Source organism: Allochromatium humboldtianum, from assembly GCF_013385175.1.
Classification (GTDB): domain Bacteria; phylum Pseudomonadota; class Gammaproteobacteria; order Chromatiales; family Chromatiaceae; genus Thermochromatium; species Thermochromatium humboldtianum.
Map to the genome: position 1 here is coordinate 1 of NZ_JABZEO010000027.1, position 22,523 is coordinate 22,523.

The 22,523-nt window shown below is 64.5% G+C and carries 28 protein-coding genes; 14 read left to right on the plus strand and 14 right to left on the minus strand.

All coding sequences use genetic code 11. The annotated features are described in order from the left end of the window. Both HW932_RS20230 and HW932_RS20235 read left to right on the plus strand, forming a co-directional pair. A partial coding sequence (locus tag HW932_RS20230) for a DUF2868 domain-containing protein (RefSeq protein ID WP_176978269.1) occupies positions 1–575 on the plus strand: 575 nt, incomplete at its 5' end. Then, positions 575–2,011: a GTPase/DUF3482 domain-containing protein gene (locus HW932_RS20235; RefSeq protein WP_176978270.1), complete on the plus strand. Its 1,437-nt coding sequence runs from the start codon at positions 575–577 to the stop codon at positions 2,009–2,011. The genes HW932_RS20230 and HW932_RS20235, both read left to right, overlap by 1 nt. A gap of 148 nt (positions 2,012–2,159) precedes the next feature. Here HW932_RS20235 and HW932_RS20240 read toward each other — a convergent pair whose 3' ends face one another. Then, on the minus strand, positions 2,160–2,579 hold the full coding sequence (locus tag HW932_RS20240) for a hypothetical protein (RefSeq protein ID WP_176978271.1): 420 nt from the start codon (positions 2,577–2,579) through the stop codon (positions 2,160–2,162). 236 nt (positions 2,580–2,815) lie between these two features. Between HW932_RS20240 and HW932_RS20245 the strand changes: the two genes are divergently transcribed. The 4 genes from HW932_RS20245 (at position 2,816) to HW932_RS20260 (ending at position 6,310) form a co-directional block, all read left to right on the plus strand. Continuing rightward, on the plus strand, positions 2,816–3,340 hold the full coding sequence (locus HW932_RS20245; protein ID WP_176978272.1) for a hypothetical protein: 525 nt from the start codon (positions 2,816–2,818) through the stop codon (positions 3,338–3,340). A 9-nt stretch (positions 3,341–3,349) separates the two neighbouring features. Then, positions 3,350–4,639 carry an adenosylmethionine--8-amino-7-oxononanoate transaminase gene (gene bioA / locus HW932_RS20250; protein WP_176978273.1) on the plus strand — a complete coding sequence of 430 codons (1,290 nt, stop codon included), beginning with the start codon at positions 3,350–3,352 and terminating at the stop codon, positions 4,637–4,639. Positions 4,640–4,932: 293 nt separating this feature from the next. Continuing rightward, on the plus strand, positions 4,933–5,637 hold the full coding sequence (locus tag HW932_RS20255) for a hypothetical protein (protein WP_176978274.1): 705 nt from the start codon (positions 4,933–4,935) through the stop codon (positions 5,635–5,637). A 43-nt stretch (positions 5,638–5,680) separates the two neighbouring features. Continuing rightward, positions 5,681–6,310 (plus strand): hypothetical protein, encoded by a 630-nt coding sequence (locus HW932_RS20260; RefSeq protein ID WP_176978275.1) that lies wholly within the window; start codon positions 5,681–5,683, stop codon positions 6,308–6,310. A 17-nt stretch (positions 6,311–6,327) separates the two neighbouring features. On the opposite strand, the gene HW932_RS20265 is transcribed toward HW932_RS20260, so the two are convergent. The 4 genes from HW932_RS20265 to HW932_RS20280 all read right to left on the minus strand — a co-directional run bounded on the left by HW932_RS20265 (position 6,328) and on the right by HW932_RS20280 (position 8,091). Then, on the minus strand, positions 6,328–6,651 hold the full coding sequence (locus HW932_RS20265) for a DMT family transporter (RefSeq protein WP_176978276.1): 324 nt from the start codon (positions 6,649–6,651) through the stop codon (positions 6,328–6,330). Next, the gene (locus tag HW932_RS20270; protein ID WP_176978277.1) at positions 6,651–7,079 is read right to left on the minus strand and encodes a hypothetical protein; all 429 of its coding nucleotides are present in this window, start codon (positions 7,077–7,079) and stop codon (positions 6,651–6,653) included. The genes HW932_RS20265 and HW932_RS20270 overlap by 1 nt, the downstream gene beginning before the upstream one ends. Positions 7,080–7,137: 58 nt before the next feature. Next, positions 7,138–7,323: a hypothetical protein gene (locus HW932_RS20275; RefSeq protein WP_176978278.1), complete on the minus strand. Its 186-nt coding sequence runs from the start codon at positions 7,321–7,323 to the stop codon at positions 7,138–7,140. Between the two features lie 96 nt (positions 7,324–7,419). Beyond that, on the minus strand, positions 7,420–8,091 hold the full coding sequence (locus tag HW932_RS20280; RefSeq protein ID WP_176978279.1) for a Bax inhibitor-1/YccA family protein: 672 nt from the start codon (positions 8,089–8,091) through the stop codon (positions 7,420–7,422). A gap of 284 nt (positions 8,092–8,375) precedes the next feature. Here HW932_RS20280 and rraA point away from each other — a divergent pair, with 284 nt between their 5' ends. Then, positions 8,376–8,852 carry a ribonuclease E activity regulator RraA gene (rraA, locus tag HW932_RS20285; RefSeq protein ID WP_176978280.1) on the plus strand — a complete coding sequence of 159 codons (477 nt, stop codon included), beginning with the start codon at positions 8,376–8,378 and terminating at the stop codon, positions 8,850–8,852. Between the two features lie 4 nt (positions 8,853–8,856). Next, complete coding sequence (locus HW932_RS20290; RefSeq protein WP_176978295.1) at positions 8,857–9,327, plus strand: CYTH domain-containing protein; 471 nt, start codon at positions 8,857–8,859, stop codon at positions 9,325–9,327. 44 nt (positions 9,328–9,371) lie between these two features. On the opposite strand, the gene HW932_RS20295 is transcribed toward HW932_RS20290, so the two are convergent. The 9 genes from HW932_RS20295 to HW932_RS20335 all read right to left on the minus strand — a co-directional run bounded on the left by HW932_RS20295 (position 9,372) and on the right by HW932_RS20335 (position 17,865). Further along, positions 9,372–10,220 carry an HDOD domain-containing protein gene (locus HW932_RS20295; protein WP_176978281.1) on the minus strand — a complete coding sequence of 283 codons (849 nt, stop codon included), beginning with the start codon at positions 10,218–10,220 and terminating at the stop codon, positions 9,372–9,374. Positions 10,221–10,259: 39 nt separating this feature from the next. Next, positions 10,260–11,948 carry a Na/Pi cotransporter family protein gene (locus tag HW932_RS20300; protein WP_176978282.1) on the minus strand — a complete coding sequence of 563 codons (1,689 nt, stop codon included), beginning with the start codon at positions 11,946–11,948 and terminating at the stop codon, positions 10,260–10,262. After that, positions 11,941–13,434, minus strand: coding sequence for a metallophosphoesterase (locus HW932_RS20305; protein ID WP_176978283.1), 1,494 nt, complete (start codon positions 13,432–13,434; stop codon positions 11,941–11,943). Before HW932_RS20305 ends, HW932_RS20300 begins: the two co-directional genes overlap by 8 nt. Beyond that, a complete protein-coding gene (locus HW932_RS20310; RefSeq protein ID WP_176978284.1) occupies positions 13,406–14,059 on the minus strand; it encodes a serine/threonine protein phosphatase in 654 nt (217 codons plus the stop codon). The genes HW932_RS20305 and HW932_RS20310 overlap by 29 nt, the downstream gene beginning before the upstream one ends. Then, a complete protein-coding gene (locus HW932_RS20315) occupies positions 14,056–15,321 on the minus strand; it encodes an inorganic phosphate transporter (protein WP_176978285.1) in 1,266 nt (421 codons plus the stop codon). Before HW932_RS20315 ends, HW932_RS20310 begins: the two co-directional genes overlap by 4 nt. 18 nt (positions 15,322–15,339) lie before the next feature. After that, positions 15,340–16,038, minus strand: a complete 699-nt coding sequence (locus HW932_RS20320; protein ID WP_176978286.1) for a DUF47 domain-containing protein — start codon at positions 16,036–16,038, stop codon at positions 15,340–15,342. Between the two features lie 131 nt (positions 16,039–16,169). Beyond that, complete coding sequence (cas6, locus tag HW932_RS20325; protein ID WP_176978287.1) at positions 16,170–16,874, minus strand: type I-MYXAN CRISPR-associated protein Cas6/Cmx6; 705 nt, start codon at positions 16,872–16,874, stop codon at positions 16,170–16,172. A 36-nt stretch (positions 16,875–16,910) separates the two neighbouring features. Further along, the gene (locus tag HW932_RS20330) at positions 16,911–17,627 is read right to left on the minus strand and encodes a hypothetical protein (RefSeq protein WP_176978296.1); all 717 of its coding nucleotides are present in this window, start codon (positions 17,625–17,627) and stop codon (positions 16,911–16,913) included. Between the two features lie 46 nt (positions 17,628–17,673). Continuing rightward, on the minus strand, positions 17,674–17,865 hold the full coding sequence (locus tag HW932_RS20335) for a sulfur relay protein DsrC (protein WP_176978288.1): 192 nt from the start codon (positions 17,863–17,865) through the stop codon (positions 17,674–17,676). Positions 17,866–18,415: 550 nt separating this feature from the next. Between HW932_RS20335 and dsrA the strand changes: the two genes are divergently transcribed. The 6 genes from dsrA to HW932_RS20365 all read left to right on the plus strand — a co-directional run bounded on the left by dsrA (position 18,416) and on the right by HW932_RS20365 (position 22,457). Continuing rightward, entirely contained in the window at positions 18,416–19,669 is a 1,254-nt protein-coding gene (gene dsrA / locus HW932_RS20340; protein ID WP_176978289.1) for a dissimilatory-type sulfite reductase subunit alpha, read from the plus strand. Between the two features lie 54 nt (positions 19,670–19,723). Next, complete coding sequence (dsrB, locus tag HW932_RS20345; RefSeq protein ID WP_176978290.1) at positions 19,724–20,794, plus strand: dissimilatory-type sulfite reductase subunit beta; 1,071 nt, start codon at positions 19,724–19,726, stop codon at positions 20,792–20,794. A gap of 145 nt (positions 20,795–20,939) precedes the next feature. Further along, a complete protein-coding gene (tusD, locus tag HW932_RS20350; protein WP_176978291.1) occupies positions 20,940–21,332 on the plus strand; it encodes a sulfurtransferase complex subunit TusD in 393 nt (130 codons plus the stop codon). Positions 21,333–21,344: 12 nt separating this feature from the next. Further along, entirely contained in the window at positions 21,345–21,755 is a 411-nt protein-coding gene (tusC, locus tag HW932_RS20355; protein WP_176978292.1) for a sulfurtransferase complex subunit TusC, read from the plus strand. A gap of 12 nt (positions 21,756–21,767) precedes the next feature. Next, positions 21,768–22,076, plus strand: a complete 309-nt coding sequence (gene tusB, locus HW932_RS20360; RefSeq protein ID WP_176978293.1) for a sulfurtransferase complex subunit TusB — start codon at positions 21,768–21,770, stop codon at positions 22,074–22,076. Between the two features lie 42 nt (positions 22,077–22,118). Further along, entirely contained in the window at positions 22,119–22,457 is a 339-nt protein-coding gene (locus tag HW932_RS20365) for a TusE/DsrC/DsvC family sulfur relay protein (protein WP_176978294.1), read from the plus strand. Positions 22,458–22,523: the final 66 nt, after the last annotated feature.

The window sequence follows — 22,523 nt, forward strand, 5'->3', positions numbered from 1 at the left end:
CTGAGCCTGAGCCTGAGCCTGAGCCTGAGCCTGAGCCTGAGCCTGAGCCTGAGCCTGAGCCTGAGCCTGAGCCGTTCGTTCAGGCTCCAGTCGCCCCGCGTGACGGCGCGACCGAGTACAGCCCGGACGCCTGCCTGTTGCTGATCCATGTCGACATCGACGACGTGCTCGAACCCGAGGATCGCCCGCGCCTGGAAGAACTGCTGCGCGATCTCAGCGGCTGGCGCGTGGGCGCCCAGGCGACCTTCGGCGCCGGCAGCCAGATGACGGCGCGCGCCCTGGCCATGATCGAGGACGGCGACTGGCACGCGCCGCCGCCCCGAATCGCCGTGATCCAGGACGGCTCCCAGCCGCCGATCACCGAGAACCTGGTCTTCCTGCGCGAGCTGCGCGCCGCCGCCGGTCCCCAGGCCCAGATGCTCCTGGCCCTGGTCGGCGATCCGGACGACGACGACCGTCTGCCCACGCTGCGCGCCTTCGACTATCGCGACTGGCAGTCCAAGATCGACCAGATGGCCGACCCCTATCTGCGTCTGGAGATGTTGACCCCGCCCACCGAGGATGGAGCAGACTGATGGCGGCGAAGATTCCACGCCTGGCGATCATGGGACACCCGAACGCGGGCAAGTCCTCCGTGGTCGCGACCCTGACCGAGAACGACCGGATCGCGATCGACAAGCGCGCCGGGACCACCACCAAATCCGACGTCTATCCGGTGGTGATCGATGGACGCAAGGTCATCGAGTTCATCGATACGCCCGGTTTCCAGAATCCCAATGCGATCCTGGAATGGTTCCAGGCCCACGAGGACACCCCGGATCTGGCGCACGCCTTCGTCGAGACCTATCGCAACGATCCGCTCTATGCCCACGACATCGCCCTGATGGAGCCGGTCGCCCAAGGGGCCGGCATCATCCTGGTGGTCGACGGCTCCAAGCGCATCAAGGAGAAGGATCGGGTCGAGATCGAGCTGCTGCGGCTCACGGGCCGCCCGCGCATGGCGATCCTCAACAATCTGAGCAAGCAGGATCGCTACATGAATCAGTGGCGCGATGCCCTGAGCAAGGCGTTCAACTCGGTGCGCGAGTTCAACGCCCATCGCGCGACCTATGACGAACGCATGCGGCTGCTGAACGCGCTCAAGAGCATCGATCAGCGCTGGGAGCCGATGGTCGAGGAGGCCATCGACGCCTTCGCCCACGACTGGGAGCGACGCACCGATCAGGCCGTGGGCACCATCCTCGACCTGCTCAAGCAGGCACTGAGCTACAAGGTGTCGAAGACGGTCAAGAGCGGCAAGGTCATCTTTCAGAGCGGTCGCGACCGGGTCAAGGCCGAGATCACGGCCGAGTTCGAGGACGGTCTGCGCCGGCTGGAGGTCGAGGCCCAGGAGCACATCCGCGCCAACTTCCGGCACAACGTCTGGAACCTGCCGCCCGATTCGGTGCTGAGTCAGGATCTGCTCTCGGAGGACGTCGGCCAGGCGCTCGGACTCTCGCGCCGTCAACTGGCAGTGGTCGGCATGGCAGCGGGCGCGGCCTCGGGCGCCACCATCGATCTGGCGACGGCCGGGCATTCGCTCGGCGCGGGCGCCTTCTTCGGGGGGGTGGTCGGCGGCGTTCTGGGCGTGGTCGGCGGCAAGGCGCTGGCCAAGCTCGACATCGAGCGCGCACCCAACACGCACGTCTACACCATCGGCCCGGTCTCCAATCCGCGCTTTCCCTTCGTGCTGCTCGACCGGGCCGTGCTCTACAGCGCGCGCGCCATGAACTGGGCGCATGGGCGCCAAGCCGCCGACGAGGACGATCCGAACCGGGTGCCGGACCGCGAGATCCGTCCCAAGGGGTTCACCGAGGCGCTGGACTCACAGGATCAGCGCGAACTGGCGCGTTTCTTCAGTGATGCGCGGCGCGGCAAGGAGTCCGAGCACGAAGCGGCCTGCCGCGAGATCCTCAAGGACATCCTGCGCGGCGTGTCGCTGAGCGAGATCGACAGTCGCAGCGACCTCTGAACCGCACGCATGCGGAACCATGGACATGGGTGCGGTTTCGAGGTGAGGTATCCGTGCGCCCGCAGGGCGGTCGCCAGCTTCGCGGATCCCCTCGGCGAACTCCAGGAGGTATCCGTGCGCCCGCAGGGCGGTCTTCTGAGGCTTGATCCTAGCGGGTCAGGTTCCAGTCCTGTCGTTCCTCGTCGCCCTCGTCACGGTACCAACCCATCAGCGCCTTGCCATCGTCCAGGATCTTCCACTCCAGGTCGCCGCGACTTTCCTCGCCGCCCCCCACCTTGGGACGCTCCCACCATTTCCCGCGGATCTTCTGGCCATCGATGGTTGCCTCGATACGTCCCTCCTGGGTGACGTCGTCATCGTCCATGTAGGAATAACGCCCCGTGATCTGGTTGCCCGATTGTTCGAGGACGATCTCGTCGACGAGGGTGGACGACCATGGGCCACTGAGTGAGGGCGTCGTCTTCGCTGCAGGGGCAGGCACTTCAATCGGCGCGCTCGCCGGTTGCGTGCTCGGCATCGCCGGTGGAGCGGCCGGACCCTCGGCTGCATGGGCCTGAACGAAGATCATGAACAAACCGGCCGGAAGCAGTATGGATTTTTGCATGGCTTGACCTGGTTGAGTCGATCGAAATAAACGGCTAGTCTGAGCGCGCCATGGCGTAACACTCCAACCTTCTAGGGCGAGGCGCGCGGCATCGAGGGTATTCAGCCGGGCGGCGCTCGGCCCGTCAGGCACCATCGACCCCTCGATCAGGACCGAGTATAGCCGTATCCATCACGACGAATACATCAGTGGTTACAAAGATGAAAAAGCTCGCACTCCTGCTTGGTTCGCTGTGCCTGGGCTTGTCCCTGCCCTGGTCCGCTCAGGCTGGTCAGAACTTCACCTATCCAGTCGATGACCCGGTCTTCTCGATCACGTTTCCCGATCACTGGGAGACCGAGGTCGAGGACGACACACTCACCGCCAAGACGCCCGACGAGGCGATCGAAATCAATCTCTGGGCCTTGGATCACGAGGATCTGGAGGGGGTTGGCGAATCCCTGCTCGAACAGGCCGCCGGCGAGGTCGACGAGATCATCGACGAATGGATCAAGGACTTCAAACTCAAGAGTTCCGACAGCTTTGAACTGGGAGGGATGACTTTCATCGAGTTGACCGGCTCCGGTGTCGATCGCGAAGAGGGTGAGCCCTTGATCGTGTCCGTGGATTTCTTCTCGCCCGACGGTGAGAACCTGTTTGTCCTGATGTACTGGGGCGAGCCGGGCGCCGAAAACACCTATGCGAACGACATGAAGTCGATCGTGAAATCCATCGCCAAACAATGACCCTGCTCGATGGATCCTGACGACATCCTCGCCATCGACCAGGCGCACGCTTGGCATCCCTATACCTCGACCCTGGATCGCGACCCGGTCTATCCGGTGCGCTCAGCGCGTGGTTGCGAGATCGAACTCATGGACGGGCGCGTCCTGATCGATGGCATGGCCTCCTGGTGGTGCGCCATCCATGGCTACAACCATCCGGTGCTGAACCGGGCGGCGCGCGATCAGCTCGACCGGATGGCGCATGTGATGTTCGGCGGTCTGACCCATGAGCCGGCGATGCGTCTGGTGCGCTCGCTGGTCGAACTGACGCCCGAGCCGCTCCAGTACGTCTTTCTGTGCGACTCGGGCTCTGTCGCGGTTGAGGTCGCGATCAAGATGGCACTCCAGTTCTGGATCTCGTCCGGACGGCCCGAGCGCCATCGCCTGTTGACCATCCGCTCGGGCTATCACGGCGACACCTTCAACGCCATGTCGGTGTGCGATCCGGTCACGGGGATGCATCATCTGTTCAACCGCGTGCTGCCGCAGCAGATCTTCGCTCCGGCGCCGGTCTGTCGTTTCGGCGACCCCTGCACGGATGCCGACATCGCGCCCTTCGCCGGGCTGATCGAGCGCCACCGGCATGAACTCGCCGCCGTGATCCTGGAGCCGATCGTCCAGGGCGCGGGCGGGATGCGTTTCTATAGCGCCGAGTATCTGCGTCGGGTGCGCGAGCTCTGCGACCAGTTCGATGTGCTCCTGATCGCCGACGAGATCGCCACCGGATTCGGACGGACCGGGCGGCTGTTCGCCTGCGAGCATGCCGGGATCGCACCGGACATCCTGACCCTGGGCAAGGCGTTGACCGGCGGCTATCTGACGCTGGCCGCGACGCTCGCCAGCCGGCGGGTCGCGCACGGGATCTCCTCGGGCGAGCCGGGCGTCTTCATGCATGGCCCGACCTTCATGGGCAATCCGCTCGCCTGCGCCATCGCCAATGCCAGTATCGAATTGCTGCTGTCGCAGGACTGGGCGGCCAATATCCAACGTCTCGAACGCGGTCTGGCGGACGGACTCGCGCCCTGCCGGGGTCTGCCGGGCGTGGCCGAGGTCCGGGTGCTCGGCGGCATCGGCGTGGTCGAGATGGAGCACCCAGTGCCGATGCGTGAGATCCAGCGCCGTCTGGTCGAGGCGGGCGTCTGGGTGCGGCCCTTCGGGCGTCTGGTCTATCTGATGCCGCCCTATGTGATCTCGGACGCGGAACTGACGCGACTCTGTGCCGCCGTGGTCGAGGTCGTCAGCGAGCGGTCGGGATTTTGAACGCGCCGGTCTGTATCATGAGACGCTTTCGACAGTCTGGCGTCCTCTGCATGATATTCGCTCCTCGCGCTCGCTCGTTTCAGATGGCTGGATGGCCGCTCCTGGTGCTGTTGGCGCTCACCGGGTGCGCCGGGACGTCGCCCGTGGTTCCGCCGACGTCCCAGTCTGGCGCGACACTCGAACGGCCCGCGTCGACGGCGGAGTCGGCAGCTTCGTCTCCAGTCGCGGCTTCAAAGCCGACGATGCCGCGACCCGACCGTGATGCGGATCGATCAGGCGCCTCAGAGCCGGACATGGACGCCTTTGACGCCGAAGCGGATGGCGTGGGCTACGGGATGCTCTATTTCCCCTCGGCGGGACAGAGCGTTCAGCTCGTCACCGACATCGCGCTCAACCGACTCTACGAGGACGCCTTGCCGGGCTATGGTCTCTATACCTTCGTACTGCTCGGGGCCGGCTTCGAGCGGGCGAGCGGAGATGCTCTGGCACGTCACAGTGAACTCTTCAGGATGATCGAGACCTATGTGGTCACGCCCGGCGCAACCGAGGAACCGAGCACCGAGGCGCATGTCTTCCTCGTCCCGATCCGGGCCGGCCGCTCGCCGACGGCGCCGCTCATGGATCTGGCCGCCGTGGATCTCTCGGACCTGATGCGCCGCCGGCTCGGCGAACTCCTGCGTCAGCGCGGACAGGCGCGTCTGGCCGCGCGGATCGAGCGCGGCGCCGGTCCCTTCCTGGTGTCCGGGCTGGAGCCGAGTCTTCTGCCCCTGGACGGCGAGGCCCCACGCCTGGTCGCGGATCTGTCCGGTCTCGGCCCTGAGCATCTCTACAACCTCGTCGATGCCTATGATCGCGACATCCCGCCCGAAATGCGCGAGCGTCCCGAAAGTCTCTCGGCGCTGCGCCGGCGTCTGCTCGAACTGTCGCCGCAATCGCGATCCGCGAGCGGCTCGGGTCGCGGCGAGACGGACGGCAAGCGCTGGATCTTCCTGATCTGAGGCCGGTTCATCCTCGACCCAACACACTGACTTTATCCGGAACATGAACATCATTCCCTTTGGTCTCGGTAGTTTCATCCGTTTCCTGATCGGGATCCTGCTGCTGCAAGGGGTCACGGTCCTGCTGATCTATACCGCACTCCACACCGACTGGATGACGACCTGGCCGCTGTTCGCGCTCCTGGGCGGGGTCATCGCGGTGATGGTGGCGCTCTGGTTCAACACCATCGTCTCGGCCGACCGGCATCGGGTGGTCTCGCGGGTCAGTGAGCGGCATTCCAAGGAGCGCGAGAAGATCCGCGTGCGCGCCGAGCAGCAGCGTGTCAAAGCCACGCGCGAGGCGGCCGATCTGGTGGCCAAGGCCAGAAAACGCGCCTCGGCCGGCGTGAGCCTCAAGGCCGGCCTGGTGGTGGGCGGTACCTTTGGTGTCGGCGTGGCCATGATGCTGGCTCAGTTCATGACGCTGGGATTGGCCACCCTGGCGGGTGCCGGCGGCGCGGCGCTCGGTTATACGGTGCGGGCGCGTCAGGAAAAGACGATCGCCGCCAAGCGGCTCGCCGCCGAGGAGCGCGCCCTGCGGGTGATCGAGGTCGACGACGAAGTGCCGGTCCTGCCGCGTCGCAAGGCCAAGACGAGCCGGAACGATGACGAACCTCTGGTCGATGCGGTCTGACCTGCGTCGGCAGCGGCTCAATCAGACGCCAGCTTGAGTCCGAGAATGCCGACCACGATGAGTCCGACGAAGAAGATACGCGCGAGCGTGGCCGGCTCGCCGAAGAGCAGGATGCCGAGCACGAAGGTTCCCGTGGCGCCGATGCCGGTCCAGACCGCATAGGCGGTCCCCATGGGGATGGTCTTCTGGGCGATCAGCAGCAGGGCGCCGCTGGCGATCATGCAGAGCACGGCGAACAGGATCCAGCCCCAATGCAGCCCGCTGTCGGTCAGGCCCAGCTTGAGCCCGACCGGCCAGCCCCATTCGAAGAGGCCGGCGACGAACAGATAGACCCAGGCCATCAGGACTCGGCTCGATCTGCGGCGGGCGCCGGAGCCGGTTCGGCTTCGGCAGGTTCGGAAGGCGCCTTAGCGCAGCGCGACAGGCACTCAGCGTGCTGCGTGCTGCAGAGGCCCATATCCTCACCCAGACAGGCCGTGGGCTGGGGGCAGAGCGGATTGGTCGTAGTATTGCAGGGCGTGGCGTCGTTCTGGAGACGTGTCGCCTGCTCCTGACAGAGCTGTTCGCGCAGCCGCTGCCGCTCCTCGCATTGCGTCCTGGCCAGATCGCAGTTGGCGGCGCAGGCGCTCTCCGGCGCGGCGCTCGTGGTCGGGGCGTTCGGCTTGGGCTTGAGCGGATTGAACTGACAGCCGGCCAGCAGAAGCAGGGCCGAGGTCAGTACGACGATCGAGAATCCCCGGATGTTCGAGCGTTCGAGCCTGATTGGCATGGTGTGAATCCTCCTGACGAACGAGCGCGCTACTCTACCACAGCTCGGCCTCCGGCCATCATCGCACCGCCAGCACCAGCAGCACGACGAACGCCACGACCGCCCCGAGCGGCAGAATGGCCGCCGCCCAGTCGCCCTTCTGCGCCTTGGGGCCGTTCTCCTGCCAGTTCTTGTATACCGGCCACAGGAAGAACAGCATCATCCCGAACAGGATGGCGGCGGTGATCTTCAGAAAGAGTTCCATTGGACACCTCGTCGGTCGACGTGAAACGAAAACCCCGGCACGAGGCCGGGGCTGTATGGACGCGAAAGATTCGCGGACGAACGATCAGCGAGCGGATCAGTCGTCGCCGCCCATGATGCCGAGGATCTGCAACAGGCTGACGAAGATGTTGAAGATGCTCAGATACAGGCCATAGGTGGCCATGATGTAGTTGGTCTCCTCGCCACGCGCGATCCGGCTGGTGTCGAACAGGATGAAGCCGCTCATCAGCAGGATGATGACCGAGGAGATGGCCAGCGACAGCGCCGGGATCTGCAGGAAGATGTTGGCGATCACAGCGATCATGACCACCATCATGCCGGCGAAGATGAAGCCGCCCATGAAGCTGAAGTCACGCTTGCTCGACAGCGCATAGCCCGACAGACCCAGGAAGATCGCCGCCGTGCCGCCGAAGGCCAGACCCACGGTCTGCGGACCGTGCGGCAGGGCCAGATACATGGTCAGGATGGCGCCGAGCCCGAAGCCGAGCAGACCGGTGATCAGGAAGATGACGCCGATGCCGGCGGCCGAGTTGGCCGTGCGCGGCAGCACGAACATGCCCAGCACCATGGAGACGATGACCGCCGCCATGTAGACCCAGGAGGGCATGGCCAGCACGATCGAGAGCATGGCGGTCAGGGCGCTGAAGCCGAGCGTGGCCGAGAGCAGCAAATAGGTGTTCTTCAGAACCTTATTGGCTGCGACCGCCGCATCTGTGGTCTTGAGGATGGAAATGCCCGGATTGGCCATATCGAAATTCACTCCTGTCGTGTGATTGCTTGCTTTGGTTATGAAAAGGTTGCCGGATCTGTGAGACATGGCGACTTGATCTGAAGTTCCGGAAGGATAACCGACCCGCGCATGGGTGCAAATACTTGGATCTTAATCATTTGGGGGCTTGCGCCTCCTGTTCCAAGCAATGTGCAAACATCCCCGCTCCGGATCGGATCGTCCAACCTCATCAGTTCTCAAACACGTCGATGATCAGTACTCTAAACGGATTCGATCGACATCCAACCTTCAGTGAGCCGCTCATGACCTTCAAGACTGCCGACCTCTACGACCGATACGGTGACGAACTTCAGACTTGTGAGCCGATCTTCCGCGATTTTGGCGGGATGTCGCGCTTTCATGGCCCCATCGTCACGGTCAAGTGCTTCGAGGACAATTCGTTCGTGAAATCCACGCTCGCCGAGCCGGGCGCGGGACGGGTGCTGGTGGTCGATGCCGGCGGCTCGCGCCGCTGCGCCATGCTCGGCGATCTGATCGCCGCGAGCGCGGTCGAGCAGGGCTGGGCGGGTGTGGTGCTCTTCGGCTGTGTGCGCGATACGGTCGAGATCGGCCAGATGCCGCTCGGGGTCAAGGCGCTGGCGAGCATCCCGCGCAAGAGTGAGCGGCGCGGCGAGGGGCAGCGCGACATTCCCGTGACCTTCGCGGGTGTGCGCTTCGCGCCGGGCGATCACATCTATTGCGACGAGGATGGCATCCTGGTCGCCGATCGGGCGCTCTGACCCCATGGGCGTCGAGATCGAGCGCAAATTCCTGGTCGTCGGCGAGGGCTGGCGCGATCAGGTCGAGGACGAGACGCGCCTCGTCCAGGGGTATCTGACCGAGGATGCACGCACCACCGTGCGCGTGCGTATCCACGGCGAAACGGCCCGGCTGACCCTCAAGGGCGCGAGCCGGGGCATCAGCCGACTGGAGTTCGAATATCCGATCCCGGTCGAGGATGCCGAGACCTTGCTGCGCGAACTGGCCGTCTCACCGCTGGTCGAGAAGACCCGTTATCGCGTGCCTCATGCAGGGCATGTCTGGGAGCTGGACGTCTTCGCCGGCGCCAATGCCGGTTTGGTACTGGCCGAGTTGGAACTGACGACGGTCGACGAGGCGTTCGAGCGCCCCGACTGGCTCGGAGCCGAGGTCTCGGACGATCCGCGTTACTTCAACGTCAACCTCGCCTGGCATCCCTATCGCGACTGGCCCTGACTCAAAAGCCCTCTCCCCGGCGGCAGAGGGGGCCAAAGGAGCGCTCACCCCGTCATGGTCGCCTCGATCTCAGCGATGTCGACCGACTCGTCGAGCACCACCAGCGTCCCCCGTTCACTGACCGGCCCCGGATCGACCTTCTCGTAAGCCGGCAGACTCTGCATCTCAGGCAGACAGCGCGTCGGATCGTTCTCCAGCCGCAGTTCGTGCAGATTGACCAGCATCACCACATCGGCCAGATCGGCCCGGCCGCGATGCTCGCGCGACCAGTCGTGACGGCTGCGCGCCACCTCCTGCAACTCCGCGTCCAGACCCCAGGAGGCCAGCAGCGTCAGACTGATATTGGCGCAGAAGGTCTCCTCCAGATCCTGGAGGATCTCGGGGTTACTCAACGCTTCGGGGTTGTTCTCCAGCCGCATATAGAGCAGCGGCATCCCGATCTCCTGCAACAGACCGGCGAGCAGGGCTCGATCGGGGCTGATGCGCCGTACCTGTCCGGCCAGCACGGCGCAGAAGGCGGCGCGATGCGCGCTGCGCTTCCAGTGATCCGTCAGCAGTGCCTTGAGCTGCGGATCGCGCGCGCGGAACATGGCGCGCAACGAATAGCCCAGACAGAGGTTGCGCGTCATCTCCATGCCGAACAGCGAGAGTGCGCGCTTGAGATCCTTGGTCGCGAACCAGCCGCGATACATCGGACTGTTGGCCATCTGGATCAGATAGCCGGAGAGTCCGGCATCGGTCTTGATGATGCTCTCCATGCGCGCCAGATCGCAGTCGGGATCCTGCATGGCGCGGCGGATGCGCAGTGCCGCGTCGGGCAGGTTCGGCAGGCTGGCCTTGCCGGCGATGATGTCGTGGGCGATCTTGGCGTAGATGCCGAAACCCGTTTGCATCCGATTGTCTCCGTGCGAAGCCGCGTCTTGGATTGAGGCTCAAGCGTTTTCGGCCTGGGTATCGGCCTCGACCGTCTTGGCCATGCGCTTGGCGAAATAATAGATGCGCTGGAGCTTTTCGATGATGTCGATCTCCAGCGTATAGGCCGGGATGCGCTTGGGTTCCTCGGCGACCAGACGCCGGGCTTCGTGCGCGGCGGCCGAATCGGCGATGGCGCTGATCTCGCTCTTCATGGCCGTGACGGTGCGCGCGGCGATCTCGTTGTTCTGCGCCACGGCTTGCAGCGCGGTGCCGAGCGCGCGACTGACGGCACGATGGAAGTTCAGCAGCACCTCGCGCGTCGGTTCGCTGACCGAGACGCCCTGGTCGATGCGCTCGCGTCCGAGGACGACGAGATTAGTCTCGATCAGATCGCCGATGTTCTCCAGATCGTTGGCGGCGGCGAGCAGCGACATCAGCTCGCGTGTCTGATGTTCGGTCAGGCTCTGGCGGCTGATCTTGCCGAGATAGCTGACGATCTCGGCATGGAGGCTGTCGACATCGTTGTCCATCAGCTCGATCTCGCGCAGTGTCTGGCGGTTGCCGCCGAGGATGGCCGGCATGATCGACTGCATCATCTCGCGCACGCTGTCGCCCATGTGCAGGATCTCCAGCCGCACCCGGTCGAGCGCCAGCGAAGGCGTGGTCAGCAGCTCCTCGTCGAGATAGCGCGGCCGGACGATGAAGGCTTCCTCGCCCTCCGGCTTGTCCGGCACCAGCCATTCGACCAGACGTGCGAGCTGGCTGGTCAGCCCGATGAACAGCAGGGTGTTGGCAATGTTGAAGAGCGTATGCGCGTTGGCGATCTGACGCGGCACCTCGGCGGCCAGCCGGGCCTGTCCCGTGAGATCGGGCCGCGTCGGTGAGATCAGCTGCACCCACTCGGCCAGATGGCCGATGAAGCCGAACCACACCAGGACGCCGGCGATGTTGAAGATCACATGCACCAGGGCCGCGCGCACCGCTTCGCGCGGCTTGCCGATCGAGGCGAGCATGGCGGTGACGCAGGTGCCGATGTTGGCCCCGAAGGCGAGCGCGATGCCTGTCTCCAGATCCATGAATCCCTGACTGGCCATGACGATGGCGATACCCATGGTAGCCGCCGAGGATTGTATCAAGCCGGTGAACAGCGCCGCGATCAGGATGGCGAGCACGGGATTGCGCAGGGTAGCCATGAAGTCGAGAAACGGCTCGTAGTCGCGTAGCGGCGCCATGGCCTCGCTCATGAGCGTCATGCCGAGGAAGACCAGCCCCAGCCCCATGATCATGCCGCCGTAGTGGCGTGCCGCCTCGCGCTTGATGGCCACCAGCAGCACGAAGCCGAATCCGATCATCAACAGCGCCATGTTGTCGAGCTGGAAGGCGATCAGCTGGGCGGTGACGGTCGAGCCGATGTTGGCCCCCATGATGATGCCGACCGACTGCGACAGCGACAGCAGTCCGGCACTGATGAAGCCGACCACCAGCACCGTGGTGATCGAGGAGGAATTGATGACGGCGGTGACGAAGGCCCCGGTGAGCGCGCCCATGAAGCGATTGGTGGTCAGGCGCGCCAGGATGTCCTTCATGCGCTCGCCGGCGGCGGCCTTGAGCGCGGTGGCCATCTGTTCCATGCCGTAGAGGAAGAGCGCCAGCCCGCCGAAGAGTCCGACGCTCATCGTCCACCAGTCGATCATCGATTCATCCATGGGCGTCCTCGCTCGACTGGGCGGCGTGTGCGCGCCGGTTGTAGACGCTGAGCATGGGTTCGCTCGGATAGATCAGGGGCACCAGACGTTTCTCGGGGCGAGTGATGACGCCGATCCAGTCCGGATGGGAGCCATAGACGATATGGTGGTTGGGGATGCCGCCGGCGTTCATCCAGCAGGTCTGGGTGTGGCGCGGTGGGGTATGGCCAACGATGACCGGCGCCTCGCGCTTGACGCCGAGCCGCTTGCGCAGGCGTGCCAGATCACCGGGGCCATAGCCATAGCCGTTGGCGCGACCGGACTGGCGTAGCCGCACATGGGTGAGCTGATGGGCGAGCTTGGGATGACGCTCGATGTCGACCAGGGCTTCCCAGCTGAGCTTGCCGAGCGGCGGCCCGGCATGACAGGCCAGATAGCCCGAGGAGGCGGCGACATAGGGCAGACGATCGTAGAAGGTTTGCATGGCCTCACGATAGCGCATTCCGCGCCGTTCGATCAGCGCCTGCTCCCACAACAATCCCTGGGGAACGCCGGACTTGCTGAGTTCGTCAGAGAAACTGTCGTGATTGCCGCGCAGATAGAAGACGCGCTCGGGAAAGCGTCGCTTGAGCCGGAAGATCAGATCCATCATCAGCATGGAGCCGTCCATCTCGGCCTCCTGGCCGGACGCATCGGACTGGACCGCATCGCCGAGCAGGATGAGCAGGGCGCTGCCGTCGATGAGTGCGTCGAGGAAGGCGCCCTGAGTCAGGATCACCAGCAGGTTATCGAGTCGGGCGTGCAGGTCGCCGACGAAGATCGGACGCGGTCGATCGGGCAGGGCCAGCAGCCCGCTGTTGCGACCCTGAGCGTTGGGGACACGATAGGGTTCGTCGCGCATCAGCGCATTGACTTCGTCGATCAGGGCGAGTGCGGCGCCTGACTCCAGCGGCTCGATCGGCCCGCCGAGCGCCTCGACCAGCCGGTCGAGCGCGCGCAGACGCTGCTGTGCCAGACGCTCGACCCAGTCCTCGCGCGTGAGCGGAGCCAGACAGACTCCGGCCTGCTCGGACTTGTTCTTGAACGCCAGCCCCTTGGCCGAGAGCTTCAGACGCAGATGCCGCTCGGCGACCGACTTGGGATAGCGCAACAGCAGCCGCTGAAGCGGATCGCCGCGCCCCAGGGTCAGGGTCTCGCCCTGATCGAGACGCAGAAAGCCGCTGATGTCCTGGAAATAGCTGTCGGGATCGACCAGCAGATAGTCGCCGGAATACATCAGCGTGCCGTCTTCCTCGAAGCGCGGCTCCGGATAGAGATGCAGCGGATAGCCATCCTCGCCGCCGAGCCGGATGCTCAGCGGCAGGGCCGGCGCCGGCACCCGGATCTTGTCCCCGCCCAGACGCAGAGCGTCCTTCAGGTCCACGTCCTCGCAGGCATCCATGCCCTGGAGCAGCTCGCGGAAGCGTTTGAGGAGACTCTTACGGGCAAGTCGTTTGGGTTTGGCCATGGTCGTGGATTCGCCGTGGTGGCCGGTCGGCCTGTTCGCGCAGATGGACGATCATACCCTGTCGCTGGAAATACAGCGCCACCTGGCTGTAGAGCATGACCTGGGCGCGAATCTGCTCCGGGTCGATGCTGGCGTCGATCGGATGCGTGCCCCAGCGCGCCCGCGCCCGGCGCAGTACGACGATGGTGTCGGGCGACGGCAGCAGGAACTCGAAGTCCAGACGTGCGCGCCAGTCGGTCGACCAGGGATGGCGCTTGGGCGGCGGCAGGCGGATACGCTCTGGCTCCAGTTGCAGTTCACGCCAGCGACGCAGCCATTCCGGATCGAACAGCGCCAGCGCGCGCGGTTCGCCGACGAAGGGCAGCCCGAAATGGACCTCGCGCGGACGCAGCGCCAGCGACCGGGCGCGCCACCAGCCGTCACGGGTCAGATCGACATAGCCCTCCTCGGGCCAGCCGCCGAGCCGCCGGATGAGCGTCGACTTGCCCGACCCCGGCGGCCCCGTCACCAGGATCTGGCCGAAACGCACGCCGCGCGACAGGGACACGCCACGGGTCTCGACCAGATCCGTGACCGGCTCGCTCGCGACGAAGGGATAGGCAGAGTGCTTCAGCCGTTCGTTCAAGAGAAGCTGAACTTGAACAGATAGAAGAACGCCGCCGCCAGCACGGCCCCAGCCGGCAGCGTGATCAGCCAGGAGACCACGATGTTGCCGATGACGCGCAGATCCAGCGCCGCGATCCCGCGCGACAGGCCCACGCCCATGACCGCGCCCACGGCGATATGGGTGGTCGAGACCGGCAGCCCGGTCTTGGACGCCAGCACCACCACAGCGGCGGCGGCCAGCGTGGCCGAGAAGCCGCGCGTGGGTGTCAGTTCGGTGATCTTGGTGCCGATGGTCTGCATGACGCGATAGCCCAGAGTCGCCAGTCCGACTACGATGCCGACGCCGCCGAGCAGCAGGATCCACAGCGGCAGTTGCGCCTTCTGGGCCACGGCGCCGCCCGACTGGATCACCGAGACCACGGCCGCCATGGGGCCGATGCCGTTGGCCACGTCGTTGGAGCCGTGCGCGAAGGCCATGGCGCAGGCGGTGAAGATCATCATCGGCGTGAAGACCTTCTCGACGCTGGCGAAATGGAAGGCACGGTCGGCCTTCTCGTCGAGCTTGACGCGATCGATGAGCACCTTGCCGATGAGTCCGGTCACGAGGCCGAAGACGGTCGCCGCGATCAGGCTCTCGACGGTCGTCAGGTGCAAATTCAAATGCTTGAGTCCCTTGAACAGCGACACCAGACTCACGATCCAGCCGACGAAGAAGACATAGACCGGCCCCCAGCGCTTGGCCTGACGGAAGGGGTTCTCGGCGTTGAGGATCAGCCAGCGGATGCTCAGCATGATCAGCAGCGCCGCCAGACCACCCAGCAGCGGTGAGATCACCCAACTGGCGGCGATCTGGCCGATCATCTCCCAGTGCACGGCATGCAGCCCGATCCCGGCGACTGCGAAGCCGACGATGGCGCCGACGATCGAATGCGTGGTCGAGACCGGCCAGCCGCGCGCCGAGGCGATCATGAGCCAGATGCCGGCGGCCAGCAGCGAGGCGAGCATGCCGTAGACCAGGAGTTCGGGCCGACCGTCCAGCGTCTCGGCATCGATGATGCCGTTGCGGATGGTTTCGGTGACATCGCCGCCGGCGACGAAGGCGCCGATGAACTCGCAGACGGCCGCGATCAGGATCGCCTGCCGCACGGTGATGGCCCCCGAGCCGACCGAGGTGCCCATGGCATTGGCCACATCGTTGGCGCCGATGCCCCAGGTCATGTAGAGGCCAAAGACGATGGCCAGGATCAGGAACACCGATCCCCATTCATTGATGATTTCCACGCTCTTCTCTCCCGGACTTCAGCGCGCGATGAGCGGCAGCAGGTGATCGCCGATGCGGGCAGCGCGGTTGGCGAGCTCGCCGAGCGCGCGCACGAGCTGGTGCATGAGTTGCAGCGTGGCGGGGGGCAGGGCGTCGCCCTGGTTTGCATCGTCGATCGGCGTGAAGAGGTCACGCGCCAGTACCGGCAACTGCGCGTCGGTCTCAGCGGCGAGCCGATCGAGGGTCTGGATCATGGTCTCGACGCGGGTGGCTTCCGGGCCGCGAAAGCCGGTCTCGATGAGTTCGTCGATCTCGTCGACGATGGCAGTGGCTTGCTGACAGGTCGCGGTAGCGCTCCGGGTCAGGTTGAGTAGCGCCGTGTGGAGTTCCGTCGGGAGACGCATGGCGTGCTGCAACGGCAGGTCGGCGATGGCACGGACTTCACGCCCGATCCATTCCTGACGGTCGAGCAGTTCGAGCAGATCGCGCCGGTCGACCGGCATGAACAGACTGCGCGGCAGGTGCAGCCGGATCTCGCGCGCGAGTGCGCTGGCCTGGGGGACGGGCGCGCGGATGGCGTCCTGGCGTGAGGTGATGTCGGAGGCGTCGGCCGTGCCCAGCGCCTCGACGAGTGCCGGAAGCTGGACGACGGCGGATTGGACGAGCCGCATGTGTTCCTGCGTCGGCCCAAAGGGTGAGCGGCCGAACAGGGCGGCGATCGGGTTGGTGGTCTTCATGAGATCACATGACTGTGGTTGACGAAACTGGATTGGCGCCGCCCGGCCGATGAGCCGGGTACGCGAGGGGGTGCCAGTTTGTCAAAAAAAGGTCATTAGATCGTCATATTTTTTACGGCGAGGTGAATGATTCAGGTCGGACTCTTCACTGGATCGATGCCCTTGTGCGGTATGAAGAGACCACAGCCGAGCGAGCGATGCGGCCCCAGCCCCTCACGCTGGAGCCGCATCGATTCCTCGCGCGTCAGTCCGGCGAGCATGAGGGCGCGGGTATGAATCGGGCCGTCAGGCGTATGCAGGGTCGCAGCCTTGCCGCAGAGCGCCTTGCGCACGCGGATGTCGAGTGCGCCGAGCGCTTGCGCGGCGGCTTCGAGAAAGCGCGATTCGTCGGCGAACGCCTCGGCATCGGCACTGGGGGCCGCCGCCAGATAACGCGCAAAGATCGTCGTCTCCTGACTCAGCGGCTTCGGCTTGGCCGCGCCGATCGTCAACGGCTGACCACTGACATCGATCCGCCGCCCCTGGAGCCGCGACGCCAGATCGTCCGCCCGCGCACTCGGGACGCGAATCGTCAGCTTGGTGCGGCGCGAGACCATGATCAGCGCCTCGGGCGAGTGCTCGGGCCGCTCCCAGCCGTTCTGCGATCCGGCGACATGGATGGTATGCACGCCCAGGCGCGGTTCCTCATCGAACCAGGGCACCAGAGCGCGCACCGCGCTCGACAGGGCGTAGGCATGGTCGACCGGCAGACGCTTGCAGTCGATCGCAAACAGCAGATCGACGATATCGTCCAGCAGTCGGAGTGCGTCGGTCGGTTCGTCTTCGTTCCAGAACATTCGGTCGGTCTCGGAATCCTTGGGATCAGGGATGGATCAATAGGGCAGGCGCCGCTGAAGCGCCTCGCGGTCGAACCACCAGTCGTCCTGGACCAGCACATCGACGACATTGCGCAGACGTACCAAAAACTTCTCAGGCTCCTTCAGTTCCAGCCGCTCCATCCAGTGATCGAGCTGCTCGGGCGTCTCGATCTGACTGTGTCGCCGCGCCACTGTGCCGAGCAACTGGGTGGTGAAGAACATCAGATCCTCGCGATGGCGTCCCTCGGCGCGCACATCGGCCAGGAACAGCGCCGTGGTCGCCGCCACCGCCGCGCCATCGGCGTCGTCCGGCGTCTCGTCGATGACATGATTGAGCAGCTCGATGGTCAGCTCCGGATCGATGGGGCAGGTGACGGCCAGCCAGATCCCCTGCCCGAGCGCGGCGACCGAACCGGGCTGCTCGGACTGGAACAGCACGTCACAGGCATCGGCCGCCGACTCGAACTGATCCCATTCGATGAAGTGATCGAAGGCGGCACGCGCCAGCGGCCAGGCTTCCACTCCACGCTCCAGATTGACCAGGGTCCGTGCGACCTGCAAGCGCAGATCAGCCAGCTCATGCGCCGAACCGCTGCCGCGTTCGATGGCCGCGAGTCGTTCGTTGAGCACCTGAAGATGCGACTCCAATGCCGCGAATTCACTGCCGGAGTTGAAGACGGAATCGGCGGCAGTGTCCGGCAGTCGGATGGCGAAGGGGTCGAATGACTTCATGGTGTTCATGGCGTGAGAAACCCTGCTGGTCGTTAGGATCTTGGAATCAGCGCAGCAGGCCGCTGAAGGCGGCCTCGAGTCGGTCCTCCCAGTTCTCCGGCGTGTCCGGGTAGGGCGGCTTGACGTCCATGCGGAAGAAGCGCTCGCCGGAACGCGCCACGGCCTGGACGAGCGGGATGAGTTCATCGAAGGATTCGATGTCTTGGTTGGCAACCAGGATTTCGCTGAGCTTGAGCATCTGTGTGTCCGTGTGGATCGAAGGGTTCGGAATACGCCCGTCGTCGGCGTCTGCCCGAGACCTGTGTGTCGGAGAATGTGCAGGCGTCCGGACTCGAAAACAACCGTGCCGCGACTGTTCGCAACACAAGGCTCCGGCGTCAGGAGGCTGAGCCGCCTGATTCGATGACGCCAAAATTTCAGAAAACTCTAATATTAGAGTTTATTGACTTACCGGCGTGCCGACCTGTAGGATTTTTCGGAAATCCAGCCGCCGCGCCGGATCGTCCGCCGCGAACGCCAGGCGCCGGTGTATATCTCGAAGGGGATAGAGGGTAGAGGGGGTATCCCCCCCGATCGTGGAATGGGCGTCCAACCCGTCCATGGGTACATTAGCGAACGCCGATGGGGTTGAGGGTCCGGCTCGATACGCCCGCTGAGCGTGTCGGTACCACCGGCTCCACACACAGACCCGACGCGATGCATGGTCCCGCTGCTCTGCCGGCGGCGGCTCCAGGCACGCGCCCAAAACCATATCCGTTCCTGGTTATATCGATAGGAGAGACCGCGCAATGGCTATCGACAAGCACGCGACCCCGATGCTCGACCAGCTCGAGACCGGTCCCTGGCCCAGCTTCATCTCCGGCATCAAGCGTCTGCGCGACCAGCACCCGGACGCGCGCATCAATGCTGTCACCAACGACCTGCTCGGTCAGCTCGAACACTCCTACGAGACCCGCAAGGGCTACTGGAAGGGCGGTACCGTGTCGGTGTTCGGCTATGGCGGCGGCATCATTCCGCGCTTCTCCGAGGTCGGCAAGGTCTTCCCCAGCTCCAAGGAGTTCCACACCGTCCGCGTCCAGCCGCCGGCAGGCAACCACTACACCACCGCCATGCTGCGCCAGCTCGCCGATACCTGGGAGAAGTACGGCTCGGGTCTGGTCACCTTCCACGGCCAGACCGGCAACATCATGTTCATCGGTGTCGATACCCCGAACACCCAGAATTTCTTCGACGAGATCAACGACTACGGCTGGGATCTCGGCGGCGCCGGTCCCTGCGTGCGTACCGCCATGTCCTGTGTCGGCTCGGCGCGCTGCGAGATGTCCTGCACCAATGAGCTCAAGGCCCATCGGCTGCTGGTCAACAACTTCACCGACGATGTGCACCGTCCGGCGCTGCCCTACAAGTTCAAGTTCAAGGTCTCCGGCTGCCCCAACGACTGCCAGAACGCCATCGAGCGCTCGGACTTCGCCGTTCTCGGCACCTGGCGTGACGACATGAAGGTCGATCAGGCCGAAGTCAAGGCCTACATCGCCGACAAGGGCCGTCAGTACTACATCGACAACGTCATCACCCGCTGCCCGACCAAGGCGCTGTCGCTCAACGACGACGACACCCTCGACGTCAACAACCGCGACTGCGTGCGCTGCATGCACTGTCTGAACGTCATGCCCAAGGCGCTGCATCCCGGCGACGACAAGGGCGTCACCATCCTGATCGGGGGCAAGCGCACCCTCAAGATCGGCGACCTGATGGGCACCGTGGTCGTGCCGTTCAAGAAGCTGGAGACCGAGGAAGACTACGAGTCGCTGGTCGAGCTGGCCGAGACCATCATCGACTTCTGGGCCGAGAACGGTCTGGAGCACGAGCGTTGCGGCGAGATGATCGAGCGCATCGGTCTGGCCAACTTCCTGGAAGGCATCGGCATCGAGCCGGACCCAAACATGCTGAGCCACCCGCGCCAGAGTTCCTACATCCGCATGGATGGCTGGGACGAGGCGGCCGAGGAATGGTTCGCGCGTCAGGCCGAGGCCGGTCGCTGAGCGGCGCCGACCCCATCGTACTCCCCAAGAATCGAAACACTGGAGGATCAGTCCATGGCGGAAATGCGTGAGCCCATCGAGTCCGGCTGTCCGGACCCCTGGCAGTACATGCATCCGGTGATGCGCAAGAATTTCGGCATGTGGAAGTATCACGAGCATCCGCGTCCGGGCGTGCTGCTGCATGTGGCCTACAGCGGCGACAAGATCTGGACGGTCAAGGCCGGCACCCAGCGCATCCTCGACGTCTTCACGCTGCGCAAGCTGTGCGACATCGGCGATGAGTTCGCCGACGGCTATGTCCACTTCACCATTCGCTCGAACATCGAGTATCTGGTCAGCGACGAGTCCAAGGTCCAGCCGCTGATCGACGCGCTGGAAGGCGCCGGCTTCGTCGTCGGCGGCACCCAGAACTCGGTGGCCATGATCTCGCACACCCAGGGCTGGCTGCACTGCGACATCCCCGGCACCGATGCCTCGGGCGTGGTCAAGTCGATGATGGACGAACTCATCGACGAGTTCCGCAACGCCCGCATGCCCAACCGCGTGCACATCACCACCTCCTGCTGCCAGATCAACTGCGGCGGTCAGGGTGACATCGCGATCAACGTCCAGCACACCAAGCCGCCGAAGATCAATCATGATCTGGTCGCCAACGTCTGCGAACGTCCCTCGGTCGTGGCGCGCTGCCCGGTGGCGGCCATCCGCCCGGCGATGGTCAACGGCAAGCCGTCGCTCGAAGTCGACGAGCGCAAGTGCATCTGCTGCGGCGCCTGCTATCCGCCCTGTCCGCCGATGCAGATCAACGACGCCGAGCACTCCAAGCTGGCCATCTGGGTCGGCGGCAACCACTCCAACGCGCGTGGCAAACCGACCTTCCAGAAGCTGGTCGCCGCCGGCATCCCGAACAATCCGCCGCGTTGGCCGGAAGCGACCGCCATCGTCAAACGCATCCTTAAGGCGTACAAGGAAGGCGCGAAGGACTGGGAGCGCATCAACGAGTGGATCGAGCGCATCGGCTGGCCGCGCTTCTTCGAGGAAGTCGAGCTGCCCTTCACCAAGTATCACATCGATACCTGGCGCGGCGCGCGCGCGAGCTTCAACAGCTCGTCCTACATCCGGTTCTGATCCGGAGCGGCAGGGGGAGGGCGCGTCCGGCGGAAGGCGGGCGCGCCATGATCGAACGATAATCCATCGCCTCGGGTCGGACGCGCGTTTCGCGCCGGTCCGCCCGGTATCGCGATGACCTGATTTGGACATCCATGAGGTCTACATGAAGTTCGCGCTTCAGATCAACGAGGGGCCCTATCAGCATCAGGCGTCCGACTCGGCCTATCAGTTCGCCAAGGCCGCGCTGGAGAAGGGGCACGAGATCTTCCGGGTCTTCTTCTATCACGACGGCGTCAACAACTCGACCCGTCTGACCACGCCGCCGCAGGACGACCGTCACATCGTCAACCGCTGGGCCGAGCTGGCCGAACAGTACGATCTGGACATGGTCGTCTGTGTCGCCGCCGCGCAGCGGCGCGGCATCGTCGACGAGGGCGAGATGACCCGCAACGGCAAGGACGCGACCAACATCCATCCCAAGTTCCGCATCTCCGGACTCGGACAACTGGTCGAGGCGGCGATCCAGGCCGACCGTCTCGTCGTCTTCGGTGACTGAGGGAGCGCCAACATGTCGGAAGTCGTGAAGAAATTCATGTACCTCAATCGCAAGGCGCCCTACGGCACCATCTATGCGTGGGAAGCCCTGGAAGTCGTGCTCATCGGCGCCGCCTTCGATCAGGACGTGTGCGTCCTGTTCCTCGACGACGGGGTCTACCAGCTCACCAGGGGCCAGGACACCAAGGGCATCGGGATGAAGAACTTCTCCCCGACCTACCGCACCCTGGGCGACTACGAGGTGCGTCGCATCTATGTCGACCGCGCCTCGCTGGAAGCGCGCGGACTGACCCAGGACGATCTGGTCGAGATCGCCTACGAGGACATGGAGACCGAGGAAGAGTTCGACAACATCGTCGAGGTCATCGACTCAGCCCGCGTCAGCGAGCTGATGAACGAGTCCGACGCGATCTTCAGCTTCTAAAGGGAGGGTGAAATGAGCATTCTGCATACCGTCAACAAGTCACCCTTCGAGCGCAATTCGCTAGAATCCTGCCTGAAGTTTGCCACCGAGGGTGCGAGCGTCCTGCTGTTCGAGGACGGCATCTATGCCGCGCTCGCGGGAACCAGCGTCGAGTCCCAAGTGACTGAGGCGCTCGGCAAGCTCAAGCTGTACGTGCTCGGCCCCGACCTCAAGGCACGGGGTTTTAGTGACGAGCGCGTCATTCCAGGGATCAGCGTCGTGGACTACGCCGGCTTCGTCGATCTGACGACCGAGTGCGACACCGTCCAGGCCTGGTTGTAAGTTTTCAATTTCTGAACGAACCCAACAGAGGAGCATCCCCCAATGGCGGATACGATCGATGTCAATGGCAAGCAACTGGCCGTGGATGAAGAAGGCTATCTGGCCAATCTGAACGATTGGGAACCGGAAGTCGCCACGGTCATGGCCAAGCAGGACAACCTGGAGCTGACCGACGAGCACTGGGACATCATCAACTTCCTGCGTGAGTACTACGAGGAGTATCAGATCGCTCCCGCCGTGCGCGTCCTGACCAAGGCTGTCGGCAAGAAGCTCGGCAAGGACAAGGGCAACAGCAAGTATCTCTACGGCCTCTTCCCCTATGGTCCGGCCAAGCAGGCGTGCCGTTTCGCCGGCCTGCCCAAGCCGACCGGCTGCGTCTAACAACGGACGAGCGTCCGGGGGGGGGGGGGGGGGGGGGGGGGGCGCCCCCCGGGGGGGGGGGCCCCC

Bases quoted from the DNA above. Each gene is read 5' to 3' on its own strand.
- HW932_RS20235 (WP_176978270.1), top strand. From the start codon at position 575: ATGGCGGCGAAGATTCCACGCCTGGCGATCATGGGACACCCGAACGCG.
- HW932_RS20240 (WP_176978271.1), bottom strand. From the start codon at position 2,579: ATGATCTTCGTTCAGGCCCATGCAGCCGAGGGTCCGGCCGCTCCACCG.
- HW932_RS20245 (WP_176978272.1), top strand. From the start codon at position 2,816: ATGAAAAAGCTCGCACTCCTGCTTGGTTCGCTGTGCCTGGGCTTGTCC.
- bioA (WP_176978273.1), top strand. From the start codon at position 3,350: ATGGATCCTGACGACATCCTCGCCATCGACCAGGCGCACGCTTGGCAT.
- HW932_RS20255 (WP_176978274.1), top strand. From the start codon at position 4,933: ATGGACGCCTTTGACGCCGAAGCGGATGGCGTGGGCTACGGGATGCTC.
- HW932_RS20260 (WP_176978275.1), top strand. From the start codon at position 5,681: ATGAACATCATTCCCTTTGGTCTCGGTAGTTTCATCCGTTTCCTGATC.
- HW932_RS20265 (WP_176978276.1), bottom strand. From the start codon at position 6,651: ATGGCCTGGGTCTATCTGTTCGTCGCCGGCCTCTTCGAATGGGGCTGG.
- HW932_RS20270 (WP_176978277.1), bottom strand. From the start codon at position 7,079: ATGCCAATCAGGCTCGAACGCTCGAACATCCGGGGATTCTCGATCGTC.
- HW932_RS20275 (WP_176978278.1), bottom strand. From the start codon at position 7,323: ATGGAACTCTTTCTGAAGATCACCGCCGCCATCCTGTTCGGGATGATG.
- HW932_RS20280 (WP_176978279.1), bottom strand. From the start codon at position 8,091: ATGGCCAATCCGGGCATTTCCATCCTCAAGACCACAGATGCGGCGGTC.
- rraA (WP_176978280.1), top strand. From the start codon at position 8,376: ATGACCTTCAAGACTGCCGACCTCTACGACCGATACGGTGACGAACTT.
- HW932_RS20290 (WP_176978295.1), top strand. From the start codon at position 8,857: ATGGGCGTCGAGATCGAGCGCAAATTCCTGGTCGTCGGCGAGGGCTGG.
- HW932_RS20295 (WP_176978281.1), bottom strand. From the start codon at position 10,220: ATGCAAACGGGTTTCGGCATCTACGCCAAGATCGCCCACGACATCATC.
- HW932_RS20300 (WP_176978282.1), bottom strand. From the start codon at position 11,948: ATGGATGAATCGATGATCGACTGGTGGACGATGAGCGTCGGACTCTTC.
- HW932_RS20305 (WP_176978283.1), bottom strand. From the start codon at position 13,434: ATGGCCAAACCCAAACGACTTGCCCGTAAGAGTCTCCTCAAACGCTTC.
- HW932_RS20320 (WP_176978286.1), bottom strand. From the start codon at position 16,038: ATGAAGACCACCAACCCGATCGCCGCCCTGTTCGGCCGCTCACCCTTT.
- cas6 (WP_176978287.1), bottom strand. From the start codon at position 16,874: ATGTTCTGGAACGAAGACGAACCGACCGACGCACTCCGACTGCTGGAC.
- HW932_RS20330 (WP_176978296.1), bottom strand. From the start codon at position 17,627: ATGAAGTCATTCGACCCCTTCGCCATCCGACTGCCGGACACTGCCGCC.
- HW932_RS20335 (WP_176978288.1), bottom strand. From the start codon at position 17,865: ATGCTCAAGCTCAGCGAAATCCTGGTTGCCAACCAAGACATCGAATCC.
- dsrA (WP_176978289.1), top strand. From the start codon at position 18,416: ATGGCTATCGACAAGCACGCGACCCCGATGCTCGACCAGCTCGAGACC.
- dsrB (WP_176978290.1), top strand. From the start codon at position 19,724: ATGGCGGAAATGCGTGAGCCCATCGAGTCCGGCTGTCCGGACCCCTGG.
- tusD (WP_176978291.1), top strand. From the start codon at position 20,940: ATGAAGTTCGCGCTTCAGATCAACGAGGGGCCCTATCAGCATCAGGCG.
- tusC (WP_176978292.1), top strand. From the start codon at position 21,345: ATGTCGGAAGTCGTGAAGAAATTCATGTACCTCAATCGCAAGGCGCCC.
- tusB (WP_176978293.1), top strand. From the start codon at position 21,768: ATGAGCATTCTGCATACCGTCAACAAGTCACCCTTCGAGCGCAATTCG.
- HW932_RS20365 (WP_176978294.1), top strand. From the start codon at position 22,119: ATGGCGGATACGATCGATGTCAATGGCAAGCAACTGGCCGTGGATGAA.